This window comes from Streptomyces sp. NPDC059456 (assembly GCF_042750055.1).
Taxonomy (GTDB): Bacteria; Actinomycetota; Actinomycetes; order Streptomycetales; family Streptomycetaceae; genus Streptomyces.
In genome coordinates this window covers 1-5,479 of the sequence record NZ_JBHYVA010000591.1, presented here as the reverse complement: position 1 = coordinate 5,479, position 5,479 = coordinate 1, and the positions used below count along the sequence as shown (strand labels likewise).

5 protein-coding genes and 1 riboswitch are annotated in these 5,479 nt (G+C 74.8%); of the genes, 2 read left to right on the top strand and 3 right to left on the bottom strand.

Annotated features, from left to right (window positions below; genetic code table 11):
- Positions 1 to 90 precede the first annotated feature (90 nt).
- The 3 genes from ACFXA3_RS34195 to ACFXA3_RS34185 all read right to left on the bottom strand — a co-directional run bounded on the left by ACFXA3_RS34195 (position 91) and on the right by ACFXA3_RS34185 (position 3,374).
- Positions 91 to 750 (bottom strand): SCO2322 family protein, encoded by a 660-nt coding sequence (locus ACFXA3_RS34195; protein WP_385193386.1) that lies wholly within the window; start codon positions 748 to 750, stop codon positions 91 to 93.
- Entirely contained in the window at positions 750 to 1,994 is a 1,245-nt protein-coding gene (locus tag ACFXA3_RS34190) for a prenyltransferase/squalene oxidase repeat-containing protein (protein WP_385193383.1), read from the bottom strand. The genes ACFXA3_RS34195 and ACFXA3_RS34190 overlap by 1 nt, the downstream gene beginning before the upstream one ends.
- 130 nt (positions 1,995 to 2,124) lie before the next feature.
- Positions 2,125 to 2,203: riboswitch (cobalamin riboswitch) on the bottom strand.
- 97 nt (positions 2,204 to 2,300) lie between these two features.
- Entirely contained in the window at positions 2,301 to 3,374 is a 1,074-nt protein-coding gene (locus ACFXA3_RS34185) for an MBL fold metallo-hydrolase (RefSeq protein ID WP_385193380.1), read from the bottom strand.
- A gap of 217 nt (positions 3,375 to 3,591) precedes the next feature.
- Between ACFXA3_RS34185 and ACFXA3_RS34180 the strand changes: the two genes are divergently transcribed.
- A complete protein-coding gene (locus ACFXA3_RS34180) occupies positions 3,592 to 5,067 on the top strand; it encodes an aldehyde dehydrogenase (RefSeq protein WP_385193377.1) in 1,476 nt (491 codons plus the stop codon).
- Positions 5,067 to 5,300 (top strand): ferredoxin, encoded by a 234-nt coding sequence (locus ACFXA3_RS34175; RefSeq protein WP_054223178.1) that lies wholly within the window; start codon positions 5,067 to 5,069, stop codon positions 5,298 to 5,300. The genes ACFXA3_RS34180 and ACFXA3_RS34175 overlap by 1 nt, the downstream gene beginning before the upstream one ends.
- The last annotated feature ends 179 nt before the right edge of the window (positions 5,301 to 5,479 follow it).

The following is a 5,479-nucleotide window of genomic DNA, read 5'->3' as shown; positions in this document are numbered from 1 at the left end:
GCGTGGGGGTAGGGCCGGGAGCGTGCGGTTCGGCGGCTTGCGGGGCCGCGTCCGGTCCGGGTCCGGGCGGGGCGGGGTCGTTGGTGGGGGTCATCGGCGGCGGCGGGATTGCCAGACGGCCGCCGCTGCCAGGGCGGCCACCGCCGCCAGGCCGGCGAGGAGGCCGGTCGACGGGCCGCCGTCGGACCGGGCCGACGGCTTCGGCGTCGCCGTCTGCCGAGGCTGCGGTCCGTCGTCCGCGATCGGCTCGCCGCAGCCCTGCTTCGGGTAGCCCGACACCGCGCACAGCAGCGCCGCGCCGTTGTAGCGGAGCGGCTTGGCGACCTCCGCCAGGGCCTCGGCCGCCGTGGCGTCCGGGGCGACCTGGGCGCAGGCCGTGCGCGGGGTGTCCTGCGGCGCGGCGTCCGAGGCCGGGGCGTCCGCCGGGACGCCGAAGTCGACGACGACCGCGATCCGCTTGCGGCCCTCCACGGCCGCCGTGCCCCCGCAGACCGCCGCGAAATCCGCTGCCGCGCGCGGCTTCGCCGCCTCCGCCGCCGCGTCCCGGCTCACCGCGAAGCGGAAGCCCAGGGCCGCGCCGTCGGCCGGGCGGGCCGTCGAGGGGCCCTGCGTGGCGTACTGCCACTGGCCCCCCGTGCCCTCCCAGAACGACCAGTAGCGGTAGCTCGCCGCCAGCGCCGGGGACGACGCCAGCAGCGTGAGGAGGACACCGAACGCGAGGACCAGCGGCGTCAGGCTGCGGTGGCGCATCAGAGCTGGTTCTTCTTCCGGCGGCTGCTCAGCAGGAAGCCGATGCCCATGCCCGCCGCCAGGCCCGCGCCCACGATCCACCAGACGTTCGCGTTCGAGTCCGTGTCCGACTCGGCCTTCTCGGACTTCGACGCGGCCGCGTCACCGGTCTGCGGCGCCGGGCCCGTCGCGTTCAGCGCCGTCACCAGGTCGGTGCCGCCGAACGACTTCGGGTCCGTGCCCGTGGCGTGGGCGACCAGGACCAGGGTGCCGAGTGCCGCCGGGCTGTCCTTCGACCACTCCGCCGAGTTCGCCTTCAGCCACTCCAGCGCGCCCGCCGCCGACTGCTTGTGTCCGGCCGCCGCCAGGGCGATCACCGCGTCCGCGGTGTTGCCGGTGTCCGCGGTCGGCTGGTCCGCGCCCGGGGTGACGGCCGTCAGGTGGCCGTCCTTCTTCAGGGTCTCGGCGAGGTGGCCGGCCGCGCCCTGCGCCGCGCCCGCCGGGTCGGCGGCGCCCGCCGGGCAGGCCAGTGCGGCCGCGGGGGTGTCCGTCGCGGCGGGCGCCACGACGGAGCCCTGGCCCAGCCCGGCCAGGACGGCGGCGGCCGTGGCGTCGGCGTTGGCCGCGAGCTTGCCCTCGGCCGGCTGGTACCCGAAGGCGCCCCGGTCGGCGGCCGGCTCGGCGGCGCAGCCCAGCTGGAAGGCCAGCAGGCCCTCGTACGCGGACTTGCCCTCCTTCGACTTCACCTCGGCCGGCTTCTCGCCCGCCGCGGCCAGCGCGCTGATGACGAGGGAGGTGGAGCTGCCCTCGCTCGGGGTGCCGGGGACGAAGGCCCAGCCGCCGTCCTCGTTCTGGACGGACTTCAGCCAGTCCACGCCCTTCTTCACCGCCGCGTCCTGGCCGCCCAGCGCCTTCAGCGCCTGCACGGCCATCGAGGTGGCGTTCGTGTCGTACATCGTCTTGTCGTCGCAGGCGGCGGACGCGTCCGCACGGAAGGAGGCGAAGCCGCCGTTCGCGCACTGCTGGCCGGCGAGCCAGGCGACGGCCTCCTTGGCCGGCTTCACGCCGGCCGTCTGCTGGGCGAGCAGCGCGAAGGACTGCCGCCACACGCCGTCGTACGTCGGGTCCTTCTTGCCGAACAGACCGGACGGGATCACCGGCGCCGCGGGGGCGGACGGCGAGGGCGCGGCGAGGGCTGCGGGGGCGGCGCCCACGCAGAGCACGGCGGAGGCGGCGAGCGCGGCGGCGCTGCGGCGGACGTTCATGGGGGCGGGTGCCTCTCGTGCTGGGGGGCCGGGAGGCAGGCGCGCACAGGGCACCGGGCTCCGGCTCCGTTTACCTCGACGGTGCCGGCCGCCGGGGCTCCGGCGGCGCGAGCCGCGCACCTCGCGTACGGGGCAGTCCGGCTTCCCGCCGGGCGGGGCCTGGGCGGGTCACGGTTGCGGGTCAGCGCCGGAATCGCACCGGCTTCCCCCCGTACGGAAGGGTGGACGACGGGTTCACTGTACCGGCCCGTAGCGGTCCGGAAGGGGGGTGCCCAAGCCCGGCGCCCCTTACCGGCGAGGCCGCCGTCACACGGCGCGGTACGTGACGGGATCGCTGCCCGGGACCGCCTCGGCGCGGCCCTGCTTCACCAGCCGCCGCAGATGCGCTTCCGCTTCCGAGACGGCGATGTTGCGGGAGCCGTACGGGATCTGCTCCCAGGGCCGGTTCCACTCCATGCGCTCCGCCAGCGCCCACGGGGTCAGCGGCTCGGCCAGCAGCTCCCACAGCCCGGTCAGCCGCTCCTCGTGGTGGAGCAGCAGTTCGCGCACCCGGGCCGGGGCGTCGGTGAAGGCGTGCTGGTGTGCCGGGAGGACCTCGGCCGGGTCGAGGCGGCCGATGCGTTCGAGGGAGTCGAGGTAGTCGCCGAGGGGGTCGGTGACCCGGGTGACGCCGTTCTCGTCGGGGGCCTCGTACAGGCCGATGTGCGGGGAGATCCCGGGCAGCAGGTGGTCCCCGGAGAAGAGGCGGCCGTTGCCGGGGAGGTTCGCCGGGTGGCGTTCCTCCAGGTGCAGGCAGACGTGGCCGGGTGTGTGTCCGGGGGTCCAGACGGCGCGCAGCCGGCGCCCGGCGAGGGGGAGCAGCTCGCCGGGGACGATCTCCCGGTCGGGGACGGCGGCCCGCAGCCCGGGCAGGGTGCGCAGGCGGCCGCTCGCGCGGGCCGCGCGCAGGGGGGCGACGTGCTCCTCGGGGGCTCCGGCGGCGGTGAGCTTCTCGCTCATGTAGTCGAACCAGGTACCGGGCTCGGCGGACCGGGTCCGTACGACGACCTCGGTGTCGGCGGCGTGCATGGCGATCCAGGCGCCGGAGGCCTCGCGGACCCGGCCCGACAGGCCGTGGTGGTCGGGGTGGTGGTGGGTGATGACCACGCCGTGGACGTCGGCGACGGAGGTGCCGAGTGCGGCGAGTCCGGCGACGAGGGTGTCCCAGGACTGCGGGTCGTCCCAGCCGGTGTCGATCAGGACGGGACCGCGGTCGGTGTCGAGGACGTGGACGAGGGTGTGGCCGAGCGGGTTGTCGGGGATCGGGACCTTGATGCCGCGGACGCCGCCGCCGTGGTCGGTGACGTGCGGGGCGGTCGGGTGGGGCGTGTCCTGCGGCATGGGGGCTCCCTGTCTGGGCCTGGCCGCCGCGTCTGCGCCGCCCGGCACCCTCTCACGAGAACGTGTTGCAGTAGTCGCCCAAGTCGACCATCTGTGGACCGTCCTGACTAGTCGTAACCGCTGTTTGGATCTTCCGGGCCGTTCCGTCCTGGCCGTGGACTCCTGGAACTAGAACTGGTATCAGTTCGGGAACGCCAAGCCGCAGGAGGCAGCAGCCATGACCGAGCTCGTGGAACACGGACACCTGTTCATCGGCGGGGAGTGGACGGATCCGCTGGGCACCGACACGATCGAGATCGTCTCCCCCCACACCGAGCAGGTCATCGGCAGCGTCCCGCACGCCTCCCGCGCGGACGTGGACCGCGCCGTCGCCGTCGCGCGCAAGGCCTTCGACGAGGGCCCCTGGCCCCGGACGTCCCTGGACGAGCGGATCGCCGTCGTCACCCGGATCAAGGACGCGATCGCCGTCCGCCACGAGGAGATCGCCCGCTCGATCAGCTCGCAGAACGGGTCCCCGTACTCCTGGAGCGTCCTCGCGCAGGCCCTCGGCCCGATGATGGTCTACGACGCCGCGATCCAGGTCGCGCGCGCCTACCCGTACGAGGAGCACCGCCAGGGGGCGCTCGGGCCGATCCTGGTGCGCCGCGAGCCGGTGGGCGTGGTCGCGGCCGTCATCCCCTGGAACGTGCCCCAGTTCGTGGCCGCCGCCAAGCTCGCCCCCGCGCTGCTCACCGGGTCGACGGTGATCCTCAAGCCGTCCCCCGAATCACCGCTCGACTCGTACATCCTCGCCGACATCGCCCGGGAGGCCGGGCTGCCGGAGGGCGTGCTGTCGATCCTGCCCGCCGACCGGGAGGTCAGCGAGTACCTGGTCGGCCACCCGGGCGTCGACAAGGTGGCCTTCACCGGCTCGGTCGCCGCCGGCAGGCGCGTGATGGAGGTCGCCGCCCGCAACCTGACCCGGGTCACCCTCGAACTCGGCGGCAAGTCCGCCGCCGTGATCCTCCCGGACGCCGACCTCGACACCACCATCGCCGGGATCGTCCCCGCGGCCTGGATGAACAACGGGCAGGCATGCGTGGCCCAGACCCGCGTCCTCGCGCCGCGCGGCCGGTACGAGGAGATCGCCGAGGCGCTCGCGGCCGCGGCCGGCGCGCTCGTGGTCGGCGACCCGCTGGACCCGGCGACGCAGCTCGGCCCGCTGGTCGCCAGGCGGCAGCAGCAGCGGTCGCTGGACTACATCCGGATCGGCCAGGAGGAGGGCGCGAAGGTCCTGGCGGGCGGCGGCCGCCCGGCCGGCCTGGAGCAGGGCTGGTACGTGGAGCCGACGCTGTTCGGGGACGTGGACAACTCGATGCGGATCGCCCGCGAGGAGATCTTCGGGCCGGTCGTCTGCCTGATCCCGTACGGGGACGAGGCGGAAGCCGTACGGGTCGCCAACGACTCGGAGTTCGGCCTGAGCGGCAGCGTCTGGACGGGAGACGTCGAGCACGGCATCGACTTCGCCCGGCAGGTGAGGACGGGCACCTTCAACGTGAACACCTTCAGCCTGGACATGCTGGGGCCGTTCGGCGGCTACAAGAACAGCGGCGTGGGACGGGAGTTCGGGCCCGAGGGGCTGAGCGAATACCTGGAACACAAGATGATCCACCTGCCGGCGGGCTACGCGGCGGGCAATGCGGCGGGTGCCTGATGGGTGACCGCTGGGTGGTGGAGGTGGACCGCGGGGTCTGCATCGGCTCGGGCATGTGCGTGAACCACGCACCGGAGGGCTTCGCCCTGGACTCGGCGCGCCAGTCGCACCCGCGCGACCCGGAGACGGACGCGAACGAGCCGATCCTGACGGCGGCGGAGGGCTGCCCGGTGGAGGCCATCCTGATCACCCTGGCGGGCAGCGGCGAGGCGGTGTTCCCGCCGGAGGAATGAGGACGGGGCGGGGCGGTGTCGGCGGGCCTGCGCACGCGGGGCCGGAGCGCGGAGCGGGGAGCGGGGATACGGGGGGCGGGGTCCGAGCGGGGCGGTGTCGGCGGGTTGGGCGGGGTGCGGGTCGGGCCTGCGCACGCGGGGCCGGAGCGCGGAGCGCGGAGCGGGGATACGGGGCTGTC

What these genes read in the sequence shown, in the direction of transcription:
- ACFXA3_RS34195 (WP_385193386.1), bottom strand. Translation starts at nt 750, where the DNA reads ATGCGCCACCGCAGCCTGACGCCGCTGGTCCTCGCGTTCGGTGTCCTC.
- ACFXA3_RS34180 (WP_385193377.1), top strand. Translation starts at nt 3,592, where the DNA reads ATGACCGAGCTCGTGGAACACGGACACCTGTTCATCGGCGGGGAGTGG.
- ACFXA3_RS34185 (WP_385193380.1), bottom strand. Translation starts at nt 3,374, where the DNA reads ATGCCGCAGGACACGCCCCACCCGACCGCCCCGCACGTCACCGACCAC.
- ACFXA3_RS34175 (WP_054223178.1), top strand. Translation starts at nt 5,067, where the DNA reads ATGGGTGACCGCTGGGTGGTGGAGGTGGACCGCGGGGTCTGCATCGGC.
- ACFXA3_RS34190 (WP_385193383.1), bottom strand. Translation starts at nt 1,994, where the DNA reads ATGAACGTCCGCCGCAGCGCCGCCGCGCTCGCCGCCTCCGCCGTGCTC.